The sequence below is a fragment of the Flavobacterium sp. genome (genome assembly GCF_020217025.1).
Classification (GTDB): domain Bacteria; phylum Bacteroidota; class Bacteroidia; order Flavobacteriales; family Flavobacteriaceae; genus Flavobacterium.
Map to the genome: position 1 here is coordinate 1 of NZ_JAIWOF010000203.1, position 19,988 is coordinate 19,988.

The following is a 19,988-nucleotide window of genomic DNA, read 5'->3' on the forward strand; positions in this document are numbered from 1 at the left end:
CGTTAAAGAACTTCAAGATGTAGCTAAGAAATATTTGGCTAAAGATAAAGTAATTGGTATGTTAATGCCAGAAGAATAGATAGGTTTTTATTAAATTCAAAATCCCGCAATTGTAATGATTGCGGGATTTTTTTATTTATAACAAACCGGAATAATTTCTCCTTTTGCTAAACAGTATTTTTCTACTAATTCAGGAGCAATTTTTTTGGTATAATCTACTTCGTCAACCTTAAAACCAATACTTCTTAGTTTGTCAAAGTAATCTCTACCATAAACTCTTACGTGATCGTATTGTCCGAAGATTTTTGCTCTTTCTTTTGGGTCAGTAATAGAATCATCTGTAAAAGTTGTCGCTCTTGATAAGTCTTGCGGAATTTGAAAGATTCCCATTCCACCTGGTTTTAAAACGCGATATAATTCTTGCATCGCTTTTGTGTCATCCGGAATATGTTCCAAAACGTGATTACATAAAATGATATCATACGAATTATCTTCAAAAGGTAAATTACAAATATCAGCTTTTACATCAGCTAATGGCGAAAACAAATCGGTAGTTATATAATCTAAATTTGTTTGCTTTTTAAAACGCTTGTAAAATTCTTGCTCAGGAGCAAAGTGTAATACTTTTTTTGGAGCGGTAAAAAAATCCGTTTCGTTTTGTAAATATAGCCACAACAAACGATGTCTTTCTAATGAAAGCGTGCTTGGTGACAACACGTTGTTTCGTTGTGTTCCATATCCATAAGGTAAAAACATACGAAAGCTTTTCCCGTCAATAGGATCTGTAAAACGACTTCCTCTCAATAAAAAAGCCAAAATAGGACGCACCACAATACTCAAACGAATCAATATCGGACGAGGAATGGTGTTAAGTATAAGTTTGAATAATTTTTTCATTACAGCACTAAAGGTTTTTGTCTCAATCCATCTTCTTCATTGCTAACAATCCCTAAAGCTTCATAGATATAGGCAAAAGTAGATAATAATTCAGGTTTCCCGTCAACAATAGCTACATCGTGTTCAAAGTGTGCGCTTGGTTTTCCGTCAGCAGTAGTAATTGTCCAACCGTCTTTATGTTGTTTGATGTTTTTGGTGCCCATGTTAATCATCGGTTCGATAGCAATGACCATTCCGTTGACTAATTTTTTTCCACGACCACGTTTTCCGTAATTTGGAACTTCTGGATCTTCGTGCATTTTTCTGCCTAAACCGTGTCCGCATAATTCGCGAACCACACCATAACCATGACTTTCGCAATATTGTTGGATGGCATGCCCGATATCTTCAACACGATTCCCAACTTTAGTTTCACGAATTCCCACGTAAAGCGATTCCTTAGTAACTTGTAAAAGCTTTTTTGTTTCTGGAGCAACTTCACCTACTTCAAAAGTGTAAGCATGATCCCCATAAAAACCATTCTTAAAAGCACCACAATCTACCGAAATAATATCGCCATCTTGTAACGGAATATTATTTGGAATACCATGTACTACTTGTGTGTTTGGACTCATACAAAGTGAGTTTGGAAAACCATACATACCTAAAAATGCAGGCTCCGCTCCGTGCGAACGAAGAAAATCTTCTGCTAATTTGTCTAAATATAAAGTAGTTACACCAGGTTTAATTTCCTTCGCAATCATTCCTAATGTTTTAGAAACAATCAAAGCGCTTTCACGCATTAATTCAATTTCTTCTAAAGTTTTTATTACAATCATAATGTGAAATTTCGAGGCAAAAGTACGAATTCAAGTTCAATTATAAGTACAAATTCATAATTCAATTTTAATTTGATGCTCCGATTGCTTTAACCCAAAACGGCTAACTAAATATGAGAATTGTCATATTTTATCCCTAAATTAGGGCATAATTTTGCAATATAAATTTCATTAGGTATGGGAAAATATGTAACTGCAGCGGAAGCTGTACAAGTAGTAAAAAGTGGTGATAGGGTCTATGTTCAGGCTGCTGCTGCTACACCGACAATCTTAACAAAAGCATTAACTGATAGAGCATCTGAGCTTAGAAATGTAGAACTATGTCATTTGCACACAGAAGGAGACGCACCTTATGCAAATCCAGAATTAGCTGAAAGTTTTCATGTGAACTCCTTTTTTATTGGAGCTAATGTACGTCATACTTTAAAAGCAGGAAATGGTTCATATACACCTGTTTTTTTGAGTGAATTACCATTATTGTTTAGAAAAAGTGTGGTGAAATTAGATGTAGCTTTCATTCACGTTTCACCTCCAGATAGTCATGGATATTGTTCTTTAGGGGTTTCGGTTGAAGCTTCGTTAGCGGCAATTGAAAATGCAAAAATAGTTGTAGCTCAAGTAAATCCGCAAATGCCAAGGACTTTTGGTGATGGAATTTTACACGTTTCAGAAATTGATTATTTAGTAGATGTTAATTTACCAATTTTTGCACATGATGTAACTCCGTTTACAACAGAAGAAGAAAAAATCGGAACCTATGTTGCTTCATTAATTGAGGACAAAAGTACGCTTCAAATGGGAATTGGTTCTATTCCAAATGCGGCTTTAAGTAAATTAACCAATCACAAAGATTTAGGATTACACACCGAAATGTTTTCCGATGGTGTTATCGATTTAATAGAAAACGACGTTATCAACTGTAACTACAAAGGAACTTTACGTGGAAGAGCTCTAGCTACTTTTTTAATGGGATCAAAACGTTTGTATGATTTTGTGGATGATAATCCGTTTATCGAAATGAAGGAATCTTCAATGGTGAATGATACCGCTAGAATTCGTAGAAACCCTAAAATGGTGGCGATTAATTCAGCTATCGAAGTAGATTTAACTGGTCAAGTTTGTGCGGATTCTATCGGAAGTACTATGTATTCTGGAGTTGGAGGTCAGATGGATTTTATTCGTGGAGCATCATTAAGTGAAGGAGGAAAAGCGATTATTGCTCTACCTTCGATTACCAAAAGAGGAGAAAGTAGAATTGTACCCTATTTAAAACAAGGTGCTGGTGTGGTAACAACAAGAGCTCACGCACATTATATCATTACTGAAAATGGTATTGCTGATTTATACGGAAAAACATTAAAACAAAGAGTTGCAGAGTTAGTAAAAATTGCACATCCAAATCATCAAGAAGCAATAGAACGTGCTTATTACGATATGACAGGTGGCCATAAATAATAAAAAGTTGAGTAAGTAATAGAAAGACAATCGTAAGGTTGTCTTTTTTTATTAAATTTTTTTCAAAAAACTAACCTTTTGATTTTGAATTTTTTAGCTAAAATGGGTTGTTTTTAAAAATAAATCAAACTTTAACCTTTTGACAACATTAAATAGCCTACCTTTGTAAGGAATTAAATTTTTCATAGATGAATATTTTTGTAGGAAGTCTTCCTTTCAGTGTAGAGGAAGCAGATTTAAGAGGTTATTTTGAAGAGTATGGAGCTGTAGAATCAGTTAAAATTATCTCTGATAAATTTACCGGAAGAAGTAAAGGATTTGGATTTGTTGAAATGGCTAATGATGCTGAAGCTCAAAAAGCAATCGACGAATTAAACGGTGGAACTATCGAAGGTAGAAAAATCGTTGTTAACAAATCTGAACCAAAACCAGAAGGCGAAAGAAGAAGCTTCGATCGTAATGCTGGTGGAAGTAGAGGTGGTTATTCTAATAATAGAGATAACAACTCAAGAGGTCGTTATTAATATACTTTTTGGATATAAAACGCAAAAAGCCTTCGCATCGCGAAGGCTTTTTTTATTTGCTTTATTTCATATTTATCGAATCAAACTAAAATGTCCTTTAAATTCTTTCGTAATACTATTGTTTGTGTATTCAATCGTAAACCAATACTCAGTTGAAGGAAGTGGTTTGCCGTTTAAAGTTCCATTCCAGCCTTCACCATTTGGATCAATTTCTGCAATTAATTTACCGTATCGATCAAAAATTCTAATTACAGCGGCATCTAAAGCATTACTTCCTTTAATATTCCAAGTGTCGTTGTATCCATCTCCATTTGGAGTGAAGTAGTTTAGGAAATCTACAACTGTAAATTGAGCACTAACTTCTCCACATCCAAATTTATTAATTACTGTTAACGTATAATCTCCACCAGGGTATGTTTGTAAATACATTACTAGCTTGAAAAGATGAACCATTTATAGAATATAAGTAGTCATTAGAAATTGGAGTAACTATTGCGGTAACAGTATTGTCAGTTCCAAAGGCAATCAATTCATTTGGTGTAATAGTTAAGCTATTTGGAATAATAGAATTTTCAGTACTAAAATTAAATATAGAGGAACAATTGGCAGCATTAGAAATATTGGTTACCACTACTGAATATTGTCCAACAATTGATGTTGTAAATGAAGTATTTATTTCTCCTACAATTTCATTACCAATTAAAGCGTCATGATTTGTAAACCATTGAAAAGTATAATCCGTTGAGTTTAATAATGTTTTGATTTCTACTGGATAAGTAATGGAGTTCAATTGATCTATACAAATAATATAAGGTTCCTTTGAAAGTTTATTTTCAGGAAATGGTCTCACATAAAGATCTAATTCTAATATTTTATAACAAGCTAATCCTGTTTCGCTATCAATGTTAGTTCTACTGTTTAAACGAACATATATTTTTTGAAAATTTATAGTTGTATTTAAGAAATTGTTAGGTAAAAAAATACGGTTGCTAGTATTCGAATTCGCTAATGCATCAGCTAACTCTTTATAATATCTAAATTCTATTGTATTAATTGGAGTTGTGCCAGCCATTTGAATTTCCCTAGAAGTTAAATCGAAATACTCAAAACCTGAGTCATTACATAATTCAAGTTGAGTTGGATTAGTATTGCTTCCTGGATCCGCCATAACTACAAGATTCAAAGTAGTTAATGATTCACATGAATTGTTTGTAGGATCAACTACTTTACAGATTATTGTTGTAGACGCGCTTGTATAATTGTCAGGCGTTGATATAGGATTATTAGCTAATAAATCTGCATTATTTGCATAGAAAGTGACTTGATAATTAGTGTTCCCATTTCTGATTTGAGCTATCCTACTATTTAAATCAAAAATTGCAGTGACATCACCACAATGACGTATTGGAGATGGTTGCGAAATAATTGGATTTGGGAAAACAGTGATATTAAAATTTACGATTGAAAAACACCCAGTTAATGTATCAAATAAACGAGCAAAAATAGTTCGTGTCCCTAAAGTTAATGGAAGCGGAATATTTTTATTAATTACTAAAACATTGTCTTTTGCATTGTCAAACGTGTTAAAATAAGAAACAATTACAGTAGAATTTTGTCCAACTAATGCTTCTATGTCTTTAGTATTCAATAAAAATGAGTCTAATAGACAAACGGACTCGTTGCTTATTACATTTTGTAAAGGAGCTTGAGTAACAACTACTTGAAAAGTACCAATACCTTCACAGCTTTGTGTAGCATTCGAAATTATTCGTGTGTAAATAGTTGATGTTCCAACAGGTATTTGACTTGTGTTACTTTGGCCATTTAAACCAGTTGATGCATCTGATGTGTTCAAATGAAATGAAATTGATACATCAGAGCTTGGAAAATAGGTGTTTTTAATTAAAATACGTTGAGCATCAAAATTTATAAACCCATAATTTTGATTAATTTCAGGACATACTGCCGGAATGTCTGGATAGTTAGCAACACTTGTTGGATTAATTTGTAGCACAAAACTTCCAGAGTTTATAGAGGTGCAATTTGGTACTACATTTTCATTAACTGCTTTTACATAAATGGTTTGTAAAAAAGGAAAACCAACATTGATATAATTTGTAGGATTATTAATTAATTGAGTTAATCCAGAATCTGAATAAAAATATATAGTTAATCCAGCTGTGTTATTGGTAAAATAATTGTAAAGCTGAAGTAAGTTGGTTTCTGCAATTCCATCAAGAGTATTATTGATATAATCACATTGTTCCAAAGTTGTTGAAACGGTATTGATTACAGGTAAAGCATTTATGGTAATTGCAACTGAATTTGAGGTATTTGTACAAGTTCCTTGTTCTGTGGTTTCTAAATAGTATTGTGAAGTTGTATTTAGCGCCTGATTAAATTTAGTTACCGTATAAGTCGAAGTGTTTGCTCCAGCTATAGCACTACCATCTTTAAACCATTGATAGGTTAAAGAACTATTTATGCTTCCATTTGTGTTTGTAGAAGTAATTGTATAAGAATCATTTTCACAAATGGTAGCATTAGATGAAATTTGAACGTTAGGATTAGCAATAATTCTGATAACATTTGAATCTGTTTCCGAACAAGGTAAATTGGTAACTTTTATAAAATAATCTCCAGGTAAAGTTGGAGTAAACGTGGTTGACGTAGCACCAACAACTATATTGTTATTATGATACCATTGATAACTTAATACATCAATAGTAGAATTTAAACCTACGTTATTAAGAATGTTTGACGATAATATTGGGTTCGTATTTAAACAAACAGTATTAGAATTCGATATACTAACATCAGGTTTTATGTGAAATTTTAAATTAGCTTCAGCTTCACTAATCCTTAAACCAGTTAAACTTCCTGCTGGATTTACGGTAATGTCATATGCCGTTGTAACTACTTTATAAAGTCCACTTTCAGAAACAATTAAACTGTTGGTAGAAGATATTGAATTAGAAATTGCATTAACTTGTATGCCATCTTTGAACCAAGTATAATTGAATCTCAAATTACTAGGGATTCCTGGAAAATCTGAAATATCTATCGTTGCTACAATTTCTTTAGTGTCTGGTTTGCAATAATCTAAATTAGTTAATAGTGAACCATCAGTATTGTTTAAACTTACAGAAGATAAGAAATCACAATTTGTACTTCCAGTCCCTCCTGTTTGAGATACCGTAATATTTCCTGCTTGTCCAGAATAATTGTCAATTACAATTACATATAAATCACCAGCATTACTATTTGGAATGTTAACTATTTCAACCGTATCGGGCAAGTAACTACAATCAACTTCATTGGCAGTATTTAGTTGATTACATATGTTATTTAAGTTTGAAAAAGGCCCCCATAAAACAAAATCAACATCAGTTCCGTTACCGGCTAAATTTTGTTGACTAATTTGTAGCACTACATTTCCTGGAGAATCGATTTCAATAAAAAACCAAGTTGGACCAACATACTGAGAAGGAATACAAGTTGAGTTAAAACTTTCTCCATTTCCTCCCACAGAACTACTAAATGGGATGCTAGTTGCGCAAGATTGATATGCGCCAGGATTTGCTGCTAATTGAGCACAAGAGGATGCACCTCCTTGAGCGAAATTTTTTACACTAAATAGTAGAAGCAAAAATAATAAATTAGAAATTTTGTTTTTCATTTCAATAGTTTGGGAGCGCTAATTTATTAATTTTTTGATGGATAAGTTACAAAACTAACATTTTCATCCAATTATTGTTAAATTTAATTTGCGTTAGCTATCGTTTTATACAAACCTATAATAGTATTTAAGTATCTATTCTCTAAAGCTATTTCATTTATTTGTGAACTTACCAAGGTGTTTTCTCTCGAATTAATTACAAACAACGAACTTTCTCCCATTTCAAATAAGCGATCTTCCGCATTCAATAGCGTGTTGTAATCTTGAATTAGTTTTCGGATATATTCTCTTTGTTTTTCTAAAGAGGCAATTTCTTGTTGTTGCGATTTTATCTTGTTTTCTATACTTTTTCGCTCAAATTGTAATCCAAATTCGGAGTCTTGAATTTTAATAGTAGCTAATTTTACTCCAGCTCTTTCTTTTCTCAAAAAAAGCGGAAAAGAGAAATTTACCCCAATTTTATAATCTTCAAAGCGATAATTATCAATATAACTTGGTTCGGATAAATAATTATAACTTATATCAAGTTTGGGTAAAAGAGCGTTGGCTTTTAGTTTTTTGTCTACTTTAAGCATCGCGATTTTGGCGTCTAAAGCTTTTATTTTAGGATGATTGTTTAAGTCAATTGGGTTTAATTCGTTTATTTGTAAAACTTCTTTTATCGTTTTTGATAATGTAATTTCTGGTATTAAATCATCCTTTAATTCTAAAGGAACATTATTTTCTAACCATAAATAGTTTGATAATTCTAGCTTCGCCTTAATAAGTTTTAATTTAGCATCTTCTAAGTTTAACAATCTGGTTTTTACAACAATTCCTGCTTCAATGCTATCAATCGCTGGTTTGTCGCCTTCTGAGATTAATTTTTCAATTCCTTTATATCGATTTGAAGCATTAACCAGGTAATTTTCATATAATTTTACTTCTTCAAAAGCTCTTTTCCAGTTTGCATAACTTACAGAAGCTTCATACAAAACTTCAATTGCTTGTAAATTGCGTTCGGCCGCATTTAAATTTTGTGCAATTTTTGCTTTTCTAATATCAGCCATTCGCTGATTAATGAATAATCCTTGACCAACAGGAACTGAAATTCCAAACGAAGTTAATCCGCTGTTTGGTAACGTGTTTTCTGGATTTACGTATATTCCTTCAGAGTTATCAAATCCTGCTTTTAGCTCAATTCCGTACCAAGTTGGAATTTTAAAACTGCTATTTAAAATAGAATAATATTGATTGTCTTTGAATTGTTTTTCATTGAAATCAACTTCAATTTTTGGATCAAAAGCACCTCGCGCTTGCATTAAATTAGCTTGCGCTTCGTTCAGTTTTAAATCGGCTTGTTTTACTAACGGATGATATTTTTTTACATAACCTAAAAATTCATTGTACGTGAATTCTGTTGGGTTATTTTGGCCAAATAAATTCATTGAACTACAAATGAAAATGAAGATATAAAAAAGTTTCGATTTCATTATTTTTTAGTGTTTTCTGATGCAGGTTGGTAAAAATTAGGAGGAAATCCATTTAGAGTTCGCCAAATTTCAAACCAAATTGGCACATCGTCTAGCAATGCTAAAGTTTGAGTTCCAGCTCCAATGCTTAGTTGTTTTGGCCATTTTTTATCATTCGGGTCGGGCGCAATTAGCACTCGGTATTTTCCGTTTGGACTAATGAAATTTTCTTTGGCAACAATGATTCCTCCAAAAGTTCCGTAAGAAACATCAGGCCAACCACTGAAAACAATTGTAGGCCATCCATCAAACCAAACTCTTACTTTTTCGCCTTTGTTAATTAATGGAAAATCCATTGGTTCGATATAAGTTTCTACAGCAATATCATATTTTGCTGGCATAATGCTCACAACAGCAGTCCCTTCCTTAATGGTTTCACCAATTCCCGACTGCAACGCTCGGTTAACATAGCCATCTTGTGGAGCTGTAATGTAATACAATCCATTTCTAATTTGGTAATTTTTGTACTGGTTTTTCAGTTTGTTTACTTGTGCTTCAGTATCAAATTGTGAACTCAAAGCAGTTTGTTTGTCGCTACTAGCTTTTGCGTTTTTTTCTGCATATTCGGCGCTAATTCTGTTAAGCTCCATTGTTGCGTTTAAAACCTCGTTTTTACTAGTAATATACTTGTTCTCTTGTGTAATAATTTTTGCCTCCGTTTCTTGTAATTTCATGCGTTTTTCCTCCACATCGGTCATTGGTTTTAACCCTTCTTTGTTTAAGTTTACAGAACGTGTATATTGGGTTTTAGCAATTTTAAGTTGTGTTTTCGTTGCTTCAAAATCGATGCTATCACTTTGTACTTTTAAATACGCTTGTTTTAGTTTGTTTTGCGCTTGTTTTAATTTTAAGTTTTTTTCGTTTTGAATTGCTCCCATCTGACTTTCTAATGCTTTTACTTTATCTGCATAAGATGTAGCTGCATTTTCTTTAGCTTTTACTTGATTGCCTGTATTTTCTATTAAATTAGGGTCTAAATATTCTTCTTTAATCTCCGAAATAAACAAAATGGTATCTCCTTTTTTAACAAAATCCCCTTCGTTTACAAACCATTTTTCGATTCGGCCGCCAATAATGGTTTGAATGGTTTGCGGACGTTGATTTGGTTTTAAAGTGGTTACATTTCCTGTTCCTTGTATGTTCTGTGTCCAAGGAAGAAAAAGAAATAAAACCACCATAATAACAAAAGCCCAAATAATCTTTCGAATTACTTTGTAATGCTTCTGTTCTTTAAATATTTGTCCTGATTTGAATTGCTCTAACTTTACGAATTGATCAATTCTATTTTTTGTGATGTTTAGCATGGCTTAAATGGATTTAATTTCACCTTTTTCCAAAAGAATGGTTTGCTTACAAATTTGTTTCCAATAATTGTTTTTACTTGCAACAACTAATGTCCATGGATGTTTTTCTTCGCTTAAAAAATCAATGATTTCTTTGCAAGTTTGTTCGTCAGATTTGTCCAAAGGATTTTCTAAGAACAATAATTTCGGTTCATTAATGATGCAACGAGCTAATACAATTTTTTGTATTGTTGATGAATTGATTTGTTTTCCTTCAGATGAAATCCTAGTGTCTAATCCTTGAGGAAGAGCTTTGATGGCTTCGGTTAGTTTTAATTTTTCGATTAAATCAAAAACTATTTCCATTTTAATTTCTGGATTATTACAAGTGATATTCTCTAAAATTGTGCCTTCAAAAGGCATTTCATGAGCTGTGATAATTCCAATTTTTGAGCGATATTCGTCAGATGAATACTTTTTGTAATTGGTATTATTGATAAAAATACTTCCTGATGTTGGTTCAATTAATCGCGCTAACAAACGAATTAAAGTTGTTTTTCCAGAACCATTTTCGCCCAAAATTAAGGTGTGTTGCTTGGGGTGAATGGTCAGATTTATGGTTTTTAATATTTCTTTATCTGATTTAGGATAGGTAAACGATAGATTTTCAGTTTCAATCGTAATTTTATTTCGATCCACTAAATAATTTGAATTTTGAATATCTTCTTCTAATTCCATATCCACAACAGAACCTAATTTTTCTAAAGAAGTTAATACATCATAAAACAATTCTAATCCAGAAAATAGCTTTTCAACCGCTGCAATAATACTCAAAATGATAATTTCAGCTGCAACGAATTGTCCAATGTTCATTTGTTGGTTGATTACTAATAATCCTCCAATTATTAATAAACCAGCAGTGATTAAAATTTTAAATCCCGTTAGTTGAACAAATTGCTTCATTAAAACCTGAAAATGATTTTCACGTTGTTTCAGATATTCATTAACTAATTTATCATTTTTGTGTAGCGAATAATTAAAAATTGAATTGCTTTTAAAACTTAAATGATTTCTAGCAATTTCTTGTAACCAATGTGCAATTTTGTATTTGTATTTTGATTCTTTTAAACTGGTTTCTAATCCTATGTTGAAGTTGATTTTGAAAATCAAATACAACAATATCAAAAGTATAAGGCCAAAAAAGATAAAAAAGGAATGATATAAAGAAAGTAAAATAATACCGAAAAAGATTTGCAAAGCAGCTCCAGAAATATCCAATAAAAGTTTAGTAAATCCTTTTTGAACCGTTAACGTATCAAAAAATCGATTCGCTAATTCCGGAGGATATTGATTGTGTAGTTCATTGAATTTTATTTTCGGAAAACGATAAGCAAATTCAAATGATGAACGCACAAATATTTTCTGTTGTAAGTTTTCGGTGATTCTAAATTGCATGATTTTTAGTAATCCTACAAAAGCTACTCCAACCACAACAATAATTACAAGAATTATCCAAGAAGTGCTTACCTCACCAGCTTGAATAAAATTGATAATAGATTGAATTCCTAATGGCAAAGACAAGCTGATTAATCCAGCTATGATAGAATACAAGAATATTTGATAAATATCTTGTTTGTCTATTAAGATGAGGTTTTTGAATCTTTTTAATGGTGTCATAGTAGTATTTTTTTAGCCATATCTGTATAGAATTCGGTTGCGCATTCTTTTTCAGATAAGTTGGTAATAGTTTTTAAATGATTTTTTAAAAAATGTTGATGCAGCGCACCTTCTACAATGTTTGAAGCCAAACTTTTTGCGTAAGGATAATCGGAATTCACTTCTTTTATGATATCAATTATGCGGTTGATAACTCTTTTATAAACTAAGAAAAAACCTTCTTTGTTTTCATTGTCAACTTCTTTTGTCATTAAAGTTTTTGTAAATTCTTCTACAATTATTCGACTTAGAATTTCTTCATTGATATGCGGAGTTGCATTATCGTCTACTACATTTTCGGTAACTAGTTTAATTGCTTTTTCCAGTTTTTCTATCGGATTTGAAACATTTGTTGTGGCAAATGCCATACGATATTCCATCCACGACCAATACCATGAAGTTAGGTAAACTAATAATTTATGCTTATTTTCAAAATAACGATAAATAGAACTCTCGTTAGATTGAATTTTCTCACCTAATTTTTTAAACGTAAACGCTTCAAAGCCAATTTCATCAATTAGTATGATGCTATTTTTTAGGATATTACGTCCTAATTCTGAAGTTTCAGGATCTTTAACATATAACTTTTCGTTGATGGTTATTTTTAAATTAGATAGTAAATTTTGCATGTTATAATATTTATAGATGCAAATATAATAGTAATACTATCAATTTATAAAAGTTTAACTTTTAATTTACAATTGTTGGATGTAAAAAAAAGAGATTCATTAACTTGAATCTCTTTTTTAAATTTATTTGAGTCGTTATTTATAATAATGATTTACAAGTCATTACTGCTGGTTTTTCAATTCCCATTAACTCTAAAATAGTAGGAGCGATGTCGCCCAAAACACCATTTTGAATATTTTTTAATTCTTTATCAACCAAAATAATTGGAACTGGATTTGTAGTGTGTGCTGTATTTGGCGAACCATCTGGATTAATCATCGTTTCGCAATTTCCATGATCGGCGATGATTATTGTGGTGTAATTGTTTTCTAAAGCGGTTTCAACTACTTCTTTTACACAAACATCAACGGCTTCGCAAGCTTTTATTGCGGCTTCCATTACGCCTGTGTGACCCACCATATCACCATTGGCAAAGTTTAAACAAACAAAATCAACTTCACCTTTTTTAAGTTCTTCAACTAAAGCATCTTTAAGTTCAAAAGCACTCATTTCAGGTTGTAAATCGTAAGTGGCTACTTTTGGTGAATTTTTCAAAATACGTGTTTCGCCTACAAAAGGTTCTTCTCTTCCGCCAGAAAAGAAAAAGGTTACATGTGGATATTTCTCGGTTTCGGCAATACGGATTTGTTTTTTATAAGCTTTTTCTAAAACTTCTCCAAGTGTTTCTGTGATGTTGTCTTTGTCGTAAATTACGTGAACATTTTCATATGTTTCATCGTAGTTGGTCATTGTAACATAATACAAATTCAGTTTGTGCATGTTGAATTCGTGGAAGTCTTTTTGCGATAAAACTTCGGTTAATTCTCTTCCTCTATCGGTTCTGAAATTGAAGAAAATCACCACATCTTCGTCTTGAATTTTCGCAACAGGATTGTTGTTCTCATCCACCATCACAATAGGTTGAATAAATTCATCAGTAACATTGTTTGCATAACTTTCGTTAATAGTCGCAACCGCATTTTTTGAGTGAATTCCTTCTGCATTTACTATTAAATCGTAAGCTAATTTTACTCTTTCCCAACGCTTATCTCTATCCATTGCATAGTATCTTCCAATTACAGAAGCTAATTTTGCATTGGTGTTTTGAAGATAATTTTCTAAATCTAAAATGTATTTAGCTCCCGATTTTGGATCTACATCACGACCATCGGTAAAGGCATGAACAAACATGTTTTGAACACCACTTTCTTGAGCAGCATCAATCAGACCTCTTAAATGTGAAGTATGAGAATGCACACCACCATCTGAAACCAATCCTAAGAAATGAATCGCTTTGTTGTTCTTTTTGGCATAATCAAAAGCTTCCATAAGTGGTTTTTCTTGACTCATGGTTTTGTGTTCAACCGCTAAATTTAGTTTGGCTAAATCTTGGTATACGATTCTTCCAGCGCCTAGGTTCATGTGTCCTACTTCTGAATTTCCCATTTGCCCTTCTGGTAAACCTACGTTTAAACCATCAGTGCGAAGTTGGGCATTTGGATATTTGGTATATAAACTGTCAATAAAAGGAGTGTTGGCGTTGTCTATTGCAGAAACTTTTGGATCAGGCGATTTTCCCCAACCATCCAATATCATTAAAATTACTTTTTTGTTCATTTTTGTGTGTTTGTACAAAGATAAACAATTGATAAATTTTTAGATAAAAATCCAACTTAAAATTACGAAAACGATTAAGTGATTTATCCTTTTCTAATCCAGTTTTTAGCCTGATTATAATCGATGAAATAACGAATGCTTATTGATAAAATATGATTCAAATTGTCCTGTAATAAATTAGAAAAATTCGAGTTGAAATTTTTATTAATAGTTCTGTCAAAAGTTGCAGCATTATTTCGGTATAAAATCGACATTTGACTTCCTGGAGCAAACCACCATGAATAACTTAAATCTAAATTCCAAGTACTAAAGTTTGAGTTTTTATTACCTGTATAAGTGGTGTTTAGTGCTAAACTTCCATCTTCATTTAAGTTGTTGATTTTATTGTTTTCTGCCAAAGACCAATAATGTCTAACCGATAAATTAAAATTCATCACGCTGCTTATCGAAAATTTACTCGATATTGAATTGGTATAAGTATCTCTGTTTCTTCTAGCAAAAATGATATTTGAGCCTTCAAAATCAATAAAACCAATGTCATTTTGCTGTTTGAAATAATCAAAACTGTATGATAAAGAAAATTTGTCGTTAAATCGATATCTTGGACTAATATTTATCCCTGCTTCATATCTGTTTTGGTCTATAACGTGGGTTATATAGGGATTGATGTCTACAGCAAATTTATAATTGTAATTCGATGAAAAATATAAAAATCCACCAACATTTGTAGGATTTACGAAATACCTATCAGCAACACGAGGTTCGTAATAATCGTAATTTTTGAAAGGGTTAAAGTTAATTCCTGCACCAAAATAATGATTTTTCTTATTTGTAGAATTTAAGTTAACATTGAAATTACTCGCTTGAATTTGGTTTGTAGGCGTATAGAATTCAAAGTAAGAATTCAGGTTAATTCTAAAGGTGTTGAAAGTTTTATTTGGGTTTAGGATACGAAAGTTGGTGTTTCCAGAAAACGAATAATAGTTGGTTCTGAAATTAATTCCTAAATCGTTTATTTCGAAATCTTTTGACATGTATTCGCTTCCGAAACTATATCTAAATTTTCCGTTTGTTTCTGCAAAATATAACGATGCATTATAACCGTTTTTATTTTCAACATCATTAATACTGCTCGATTTTAATCCTCCAGAAAGATTGTATTTGTTGGTTTTGTTGTTCAAGTCGAATAATAATCCGGTTACGTTGGCATCTCTAAAACTCCCGTTTCGTGTAACATTTGTGTTAATGAAAGTTACCGATGAATTTTGATTAAATCGTTGATCAAAAACCATCACGTTATAATTTGTCAAAGGAGAAACTTCTACTTGTCGAGTTGAATTATCGATAGAGTTTGTAGCGGTTGCCATTGTTTTTTCAGTGATTGCATTAAGAAAACCAATTCCCAAACCATCTTTATCGCGACCTGAAATTTTCATTGCATTTAATAAATTTACAGCTCCGGGATACGCTACCGACTCATTTGCAGCTATGTTTAAATTCAAATCTGGGGTTTGTCCAATTCTTCTCGAGTACAATAAATTCCCTTTACTAAATAAGTCAGTTCCTTCTGTGAAGAAAGGACGGTTTTCGTTAAATTGTTGTTCGAAAGGACCTAAGTTTAAAATTACATTATCATATTTAGTTTGACCAAAATCGGGAACTAAAATCGCATCTAACGTAAAAGCGTCATTAATTCCATATTTAACATCCAATCCTCCTTTTAATTCGCCTTTTGTTTTTTGAGCATCACTTCCTGAAAGATAAAAGGAAGAATAAGGTATTAAAAATAATCGGGTAGGTGTTTTGATGTTTTCGATTCCAGTCAAAATTCCGGCTTGTTGCGAAATGGCTCCAATTTTATTATCAATTGGACTCCAAGTATATTTTTGACGTTCTCGTCTAACTTCTCTAAAAAAGTTAAGTCCCCAAGTTTGTTTGTCTTTTTCAGGAAAACGTAAAGCTGCGTATGGAATTTTCATTTCTACAACATAACCAAAATCCGTAATTTTTGCATTGCTTTCCCAAATAGCGTTCCAAGAACCATCTTCACCTTCCGCAGAAGTAAAGTTGGTGTCGATTTGTCCGTTGGCAGCAGTAACGAAAAATCTAAATTCTTGCTGGCCATCGTTGTAACCATTAATAAAAATTCCAAAAAAATCAGAAGTGCCAATTTCGTCGCGTTCTACCAATTCTTTTAAAATTTTCTCTGGATTTGGATCATATAATTTTGCTCCTATATATATAGCATCGTTTGAGTATAGTATTTTAACCTCGGTTTTAAATTCTTCGGGAATAGGTGTTCCGTTTTTAGGTTCTAAAGAAACAAAGTCGGTTGCAATTTCAGCATCTTTCCATGAAGCTTCGTTTAATTCAGCATCAATTGAAATATTTTCAGTTGTTTTCTTTGTAGATACACTTTTTTTTGTTTGTGAAAATGACAAAAAAAAGCTTGTCAAGCAAATAAATATAGTGATGCCGAATTTGTTTGTCATGTAATGAATTTTGATTGCAAAAATATTGGATTACTTTATATGTCTACTTTTTTTATATAATGTTTAACTTTTGTGGGAATAATCGACGAAAGGTTAAAATTTTCGACAAAATACATAAAAAAGTTTGCAGGTTTAAAAAAAATAAATATATTTGACACATCACAACAACAATATAACTACAAGATTAACAATGATTTACAGATTTTTGCCCCTAATTTTATTTTGCGTTTTTTCGTTCAAGCCTTTAAATACAACAGAAAACATTAAGAGTGAAGTTACATCAACAGATCCGAAATTAATTGCTGCAAATGCGAAAGCTACTTTTGAAGCTAAGACTAAATCATTTTATTCAGTTATTGATTCCAATGGTTTTTCTTTACCTTCTTTTGAAAGTTTTATTGCAGCTTTTGAAGGATATGAGCAATTAAAGCAACTGGGAAAAATTCAAAATGAAATTTTAACTATAGTTGATTTTAGCTTGTCATCATCTCAAGAAAGAATGTGGGTTGTTGATATGAAAACACAAAAAGTGATTTTAAAATCGTTAGTTTCTCACGGAAGAAATTCGGGTTCTGAATACGCTACAGATTTTTCTAATGCAAGCGAATCTTTTAAAAGTAGTTTAGGTTTTTATATTACTGGTGAAACTTACACAGGAAAACACGGTTTGTCTTTACGTTTAGACGGAATGGAATATGGAATTAACGATAACGCTAGAAATAGAGCAGTTGTAGTTCACGGAGCTGATTATGTAAGTAAATCGTTTATTAAAAATACGGGAAGATTAGGAAGAAGTCAAGGTTGTCCTGCTGTTCCTTATGAAATACACAAAGAATTAATAGAAACGATCAAAGGAAAATCTTGTATTTTCATTTATCACCCATCAAGAGCTTATGTGGCAAAATCTAAATTAGTTTCATAAATGTGGATTTGATTTTAAGTTGTCATTTATGTAATCACTTTTTTTATTGGTTTTGCTAACGCAAAGTTTTATTAATCGCGATTCCTTAGTTTCTGAAAAAGGACTTTATCGAGTTCATAAATGTCATCTCTAAATTGAAGTTTGTCATTTTCTATCCAACTCGTCCAATAAAACAAATATACATTCACAGTGTCTTTAATAGACACTGTTTTTGTTTTTTCTTGTTTCAGAATGGAATCAATTTCGCCTCCGCTCCATTTTTCTGGATTGATTTCAGTTAATATTTGTTTGGTTAAAACCAATGGATTTTCAACTCGTACACATCCAGAACTTAATGAACGATACGTTTTTACAAAATAATCGCGATGATTTGTGTCGTGTAAATAAACGGAATGGCGGTTAACAAAATTGAATTTCACCAATCCCAACGAGTTATTGTAACCGGGTTTTTGAACGTATTTGTAATTGTTTGCTTTTGCCGGATTCCATTCATACGGACTTACTTCTTTACCTTGACTGTTGTATATGGTTAGTCTTCTTGATGGAAAATAATTTCGATTTTTTGACGCCTCAGGAGTTAAATCTTCTTTAATAATTGTAGGCGGAATAGTCCAAGTAGGATTGAAAACAAAATTGGATAACTTGGAACTCAAAATTGGAGTTTTTCTTTTTGGAGTTCCCACTACAATTCGATGGGAAGCAATTGTGTCATTGTTTTTTACATAATGCAACATGTAATCTGGAATGTTAGCAATCAAATATTTCTCACCTAAATCAGATGGATACCAACGCCAACGCTCTAAATTGGCAAATATTTGTTCAATTCGCTCGTTTTTAGTGGTGTTTAAAGCTCTAAGTGTTCCAATTCCGATAACGCCATCAGGAGCTAATCCATGACGTGCTTGAAAACGTTTTACCGCTTTAAGAGTCAAAGTATCGTAAGCCCAAGTAATGATACTATCTTTGTTTTTGTAATCTTTCCAATACGCCAATCTCTTCTTAATTTTTACCATTTCAGGTAAAGTGTCGTTTACAACAATTTTGTTTTTTGTACTTATTTTTTCAAAGGTTACGTTTGGAAATTTGTCAATTTCAACTAAACTTTTTTTAAGTAATTGGTAAACTATGTGATTAGGTTTTAAATCCTTAAAAGTTGAAGCGATAATTTTCTCTTTAATCCCTTTTTCTAATAATGGAGAAAGAGCTATTTCTTTTGGTTTTAAATCCCAATCGGTATATAATTCTTTCGGATTTAATTTTCCTTTGTGGAGATGGTTAGCTAATTTTTCAAAGGTTTCGGTAAGTAGAATATCATATTTTACAATGTCTTCATCATTTAATTTTGCTCTTTTGCTTTCTAAATCTTCAATAATTTTAATTTCATAATCGTTTGGATTTAATCCATCTTCGTAGCAAAATTTAATTTCATTGATTAAATCTCTTCGGTTTTCATCTAAATACCAAATTTCGTGAAAATTCATTTTCTGATAGTACAATTTTATACTGTCGGATTTATCGCTTAGTAAATCAGGATGAACAGGTCTAATGATAATATTTAAAACGGTATCTTTTATAATACTATTGTCAAAAGCAATAGGTAAGGGTTCCTTTTTACAAGAAATAACGGAGAAGATTAGAAATAGAAAAGTAATTTTTTTCATAGAGAGCAGCAATTCTGATATAAATATAAGAAGAATTATTGAAAATCTTCTCAGTGTATTTTCTTATACATTACAAAATGAATGCCAACATCAGGAATAAGAAAAGAATCGCCAATAATTTTATAATCTAATTTTTTGTAAAACGGAACTGCATTTTCCCGTGCGTTGAACCAAATTAAATCTGCGTTCAAATTAACGCAATGATTTTCAGCTTCTTTTACTAATTCGGCTCCAAGTCCTTTGCCTTGAAATTCTTCTAAAACCGCCATTCCTCTAATTTGAAATTGATTTGTTTCTGAGAATAAAGTATTGTTTTCTTTAAAAATGGAGATGATTCCAACAAGTTTGTTTTCTAAAAACAATCCAAAATGAGTCGTGTTTTCATCATCATCACCTTTAAATTGACAAGTTTCAATTGGTTTTCCTTTTCTTAAAACTTCATGTCGTACAGGATATGTTTCAATCGAACTGATTTTTTTTATTTTCATAATTATATAACTCATTAAAAGTTAATCTTTTAGAGAAAAGGGTTAATTCTAGGGTAAAGTTAGTGCAATAGCTTTGAAAAAAATATCAAAAAAAATTTGCAATTACCAAAACTTTTAAAGTATATTTGCACCCACAAAAGTTAACGCTTTTGTTATGCGGAAGTAGCTCAGTTGGTAGAGCTCCAGCCTTCCAAGCTGGTTGTCGCGAGTTCGAGCCTCGTCTTCCGCTCTTCAACAAGGCCTTGCTTTAGCAATT

The 19,988-nt window shown here is 31.8% G+C and carries 15 protein-coding genes and 1 tRNA gene; 4 read left to right on the forward strand and 12 right to left on the reverse strand.

What is annotated here, in order from left to right:
• Positions 1-132: 132 nt before the first annotated feature.
• Both LDL23_RS10445 and map read right to left on the reverse strand, forming a co-directional pair.
• Entirely contained in the window at positions 133-897 is a 765-nt protein-coding gene (locus LDL23_RS10445) for a class I SAM-dependent methyltransferase (protein WP_291265647.1), read from the reverse strand.
• A complete protein-coding gene (gene map / locus LDL23_RS10450) occupies positions 897-1,715 on the reverse strand; it encodes a type I methionyl aminopeptidase (RefSeq protein WP_291108422.1) in 819 nt (272 codons plus the stop codon). The genes LDL23_RS10445 and map overlap by 1 nt, the downstream gene beginning before the upstream one ends.
• 177 nt (positions 1,716-1,892) lie before the next feature.
• Between map and LDL23_RS10455 the strand changes: the two genes are divergently transcribed.
• The gene (locus tag LDL23_RS10455; protein ID WP_291265648.1) at positions 1,893-3,170 is read left to right on the forward strand and encodes an acetyl-CoA hydrolase/transferase C-terminal domain-containing protein; all 1,278 of its coding nucleotides are present in this window, start codon (positions 1,893-1,895) and stop codon (positions 3,168-3,170) included.
• A gap of 188 nt (positions 3,171-3,358) precedes the next feature.
• Positions 3,359-3,694 carry an RNA-binding protein gene (locus LDL23_RS10460; protein ID WP_026724257.1) on the forward strand — a complete coding sequence of 112 codons (336 nt, stop codon included), beginning with the start codon at positions 3,359-3,361 and terminating at the stop codon, positions 3,692-3,694.
• Between the two features lie 72 nt (positions 3,695-3,766).
• On the opposite strand, the gene LDL23_RS10465 is transcribed toward LDL23_RS10460, so the two are convergent.
• From LDL23_RS10465 to LDL23_RS10500, 8 genes are all read right to left on the reverse strand, one after another.
• On the reverse strand, positions 3,767-4,123 hold the full coding sequence (locus tag LDL23_RS10465) for a T9SS type B sorting domain-containing protein (RefSeq protein ID WP_291265649.1): 357 nt from the start codon (positions 4,121-4,123) through the stop codon (positions 3,767-3,769).
• Positions 4,074-7,373 (reverse strand): hypothetical protein, encoded by a 3,300-nt coding sequence (locus LDL23_RS10470; protein WP_291265650.1) that lies wholly within the window; start codon positions 7,371-7,373, stop codon positions 4,074-4,076. The genes LDL23_RS10465 and LDL23_RS10470 overlap by 50 nt, the downstream gene beginning before the upstream one ends.
• 83 nt (positions 7,374-7,456) lie before the next feature.
• The gene (locus LDL23_RS10475; protein ID WP_291265659.1) at positions 7,457-8,800 is read right to left on the reverse strand and encodes a TolC family protein; all 1,344 of its coding nucleotides are present in this window, start codon (positions 8,798-8,800) and stop codon (positions 7,457-7,459) included.
• Positions 8,801-8,844: 44 nt separating this feature from the next.
• Complete coding sequence (locus LDL23_RS10480) at positions 8,845-10,188, reverse strand: biotin/lipoyl-binding protein (protein ID WP_291265651.1); 1,344 nt, start codon at positions 10,186-10,188, stop codon at positions 8,845-8,847.
• Positions 10,189-10,191: 3 nt separating this feature from the next.
• Complete coding sequence (locus LDL23_RS10485; protein WP_291265652.1) at positions 10,192-11,844, reverse strand: ATP-binding cassette domain-containing protein; 1,653 nt, start codon at positions 11,842-11,844, stop codon at positions 10,192-10,194.
• Positions 11,841-12,512 (reverse strand): TetR/AcrR family transcriptional regulator, encoded by a 672-nt coding sequence (locus LDL23_RS10490; protein ID WP_291265653.1) that lies wholly within the window; start codon positions 12,510-12,512, stop codon positions 11,841-11,843. The genes LDL23_RS10485 and LDL23_RS10490 overlap by 4 nt, the downstream gene beginning before the upstream one ends.
• Before the next feature lie 139 nt (positions 12,513-12,651).
• A complete protein-coding gene (gpmI, locus tag LDL23_RS10495) occupies positions 12,652-14,169 on the reverse strand; it encodes a 2,3-bisphosphoglycerate-independent phosphoglycerate mutase (protein WP_291265654.1) in 1,518 nt (505 codons plus the stop codon).
• An 83-nt stretch (positions 14,170-14,252) separates the two neighbouring features.
• Complete coding sequence (locus tag LDL23_RS10500) at positions 14,253-16,610, reverse strand: DUF5916 domain-containing protein (protein WP_366935487.1); 2,358 nt, start codon at positions 16,608-16,610, stop codon at positions 14,253-14,255.
• A gap of 241 nt (positions 16,611-16,851) precedes the next feature.
• On the opposite strand from LDL23_RS10500, the gene LDL23_RS10505 reads away from it, so the two are divergent.
• Positions 16,852-17,583: a murein L,D-transpeptidase catalytic domain family protein gene (locus LDL23_RS10505; protein ID WP_291265656.1), complete on the forward strand. Its 732-nt coding sequence runs from the start codon at positions 16,852-16,854 to the stop codon at positions 17,581-17,583.
• 71 nt (positions 17,584-17,654) lie between these two features.
• Here the strand turns inward: LDL23_RS10505 and LDL23_RS10510 are convergent, their stop codons facing one another.
• Both LDL23_RS10510 and LDL23_RS10515 read right to left on the reverse strand, forming a co-directional pair.
• Positions 17,655-19,244 carry a L,D-transpeptidase family protein gene (locus LDL23_RS10510; protein ID WP_291265657.1) on the reverse strand — a complete coding sequence of 530 codons (1,590 nt, stop codon included), beginning with the start codon at positions 19,242-19,244 and terminating at the stop codon, positions 17,655-17,657.
• A gap of 50 nt (positions 19,245-19,294) precedes the next feature.
• Positions 19,295-19,732, reverse strand: coding sequence for a GNAT family N-acetyltransferase (locus LDL23_RS10515; protein ID WP_291265658.1), 438 nt, complete (start codon positions 19,730-19,732; stop codon positions 19,295-19,297).
• Positions 19,733-19,888: 156 nt separating this feature from the next.
• Here LDL23_RS10515 and LDL23_RS10520 point away from each other — a divergent pair.
• Positions 19,889-19,961 (forward strand) — tRNA-Gly (locus LDL23_RS10520).
• The last annotated feature ends 27 nt before the right edge of the window (positions 19,962-19,988 follow it).